Annotated in this window: 2 protein-coding genes; both read right to left on the bottom strand. The window is 76.6% G+C overall.

Annotation, left to right across the window (positions count from 1 at the left end; all coding sequences use genetic code 11):
- Positions 1-1,123, bottom strand: a 1,123-nt coding sequence (locus tag AB0D66_RS34590) for a HAMP domain-containing sensor histidine kinase (RefSeq protein ID WP_362311105.1), incomplete at its 3' end; no start/stop codon positions are given.
- 80 nt (positions 1,124-1,203) lie between these two features.
- A partial coding sequence (locus AB0D66_RS34595) for a response regulator transcription factor (protein ID WP_362311106.1) occupies positions 1,204-1,593 on the bottom strand: 390 nt, incomplete at its 5' end.

Genomic DNA, 1,593 nt, shown 5'->3' on the forward strand with positions numbered 1-1,593 from the left:
CTGGCCCGCCGTCGCGGACCTGCAGTTCGGCGCCACCGTCCGCGGCCGCCCGGACGGCGAGGACCAGGGGCGCCCCCTCGGGCGTGACCCGCAGGGCGTTCTGCACCAGGCCGTCGATCAGCTGCCGGACCCGGAAGGCGTCGGTCTCCACGCGCACGGGCCGCCCGTCGTGTTCGACCGAGAGTTCGACACCCCGGCGGGCGCACGGGCCGGCCCAGAAGGCGGCGGCCCCGGCGACGACCGAGCCGAGGTCGGCCGGGGCCACGGCGAGGCGGAAGTCGTCCGCCTCCAGCCGGGCCAGGTCCAGCAGGTCGCCCAGGAAGCGGTCCAGGCGGCGGGTCTCGTCGGCCAGGATGACGCCCACCTCCGCCATACCGTCCGCCTCGATCATTCCGTCGGCGAGCGCCTCCGCGTAGCCCTGGAGCGCGGTCAGCGGTGTGCGCAGATCGTGGGAGACGGAGAGCAGGAACTGCCGCTGCCGGTCCTCGCTGCGGGCGAGCGCCTCGTCCAGGACGTTGAGGGCGCGTCCGATGTCGGCGGTCTCCCGGGGGCCGTCGACCGGGGCCGGAACGCCCCGTTCCCCGTCGGCCAGCCGGTGCGCGATCCGCGCGGCCGTCACGAGCGGACGGGCGGTGCGGCGGGCCAGGAGCGCACCGGCCAGGGCCGCGCCGAGCATGCCGACGACCAGCGGCGCGACCACGTTGCGGCGGATCCGGTTGGTGTTCTCGGTGACGACCGCGTAGGGCTCGGTCAGCACCACCGCGCCGCCGCGTACCCCGGGCTGCCCGACCACCAGCACGTCCCGGCCGCCCAGGACGCCGGTGGTGGAGACCGGTCTCCCCGCCAGCAGCGCCGACTTCGACGCCCGGTCGACGGCCGGGGTGGCGCTTCCGCTCACGGTGCCGTCCGGGGCGAGGACCGCCAGCTGCACCTGGTTCGGCCCGCCGAGCGCCTGGGCGCCGTGGAAGAGTGCCTCGGACAGGGCCGGCAGGCGGCTGAGCACCGTTGCCTGCCGCGTCAGTTGGTCGCGCTCCCGCTGCTCCGCACCCCGCGCGGCGGTCTGCCAGGCGACCAGGCCGGTCAGTGCGACGGCGAGCGCGGCCACCACGGTGGTCAGCACCACGATGTTGCGCGCGAGGGAACCGCGGCGCGGGGCTCCTGGGCGGGGGCGGCCGGTGCGCGGGCGGTCTGGGCGGGGGCGGCTCATCTGCCGGGGGCCGTCGCGCTGTACCCGACGCCGCGGACCGTACGGATCGGGCTCGCGTCGCCGAGCTTCGCGCGCAGCTGCGAGACGAAGACGTCGACCATCCGCGTGTCGCGGTAGCCGGGGTAGCCCCACACCTGGGCGAGCAGCTGCTCGCGGGTGAAGACCTGGCCCGCGTGCCGCAGCAGGTGGGCGAGCAGGTTGAACTCGGTGGCGGTGAGCTCGACCGGCTCTCCGTCGACGCGCACGGTGCGGCCGGCGTGGTCCACGCTGAGCGGGCCGAGGCCCTCGGGCGCCCGGCCGGGCGGCCCCGCCGCGCGGCGCAGCACGGTCTTGACCCGGGCGACCAGCTCGCGCGGCGAGAACGGTTTGGTCTGGTAGTCGTCGGC

The sequence above is a fragment of the Streptomyces sp. NPDC048270 genome (assembly GCF_040652335.1).
In the GTDB taxonomy this organism is placed as follows: domain Bacteria; phylum Actinomycetota; class Actinomycetes; order Streptomycetales; family Streptomycetaceae; genus Streptomyces.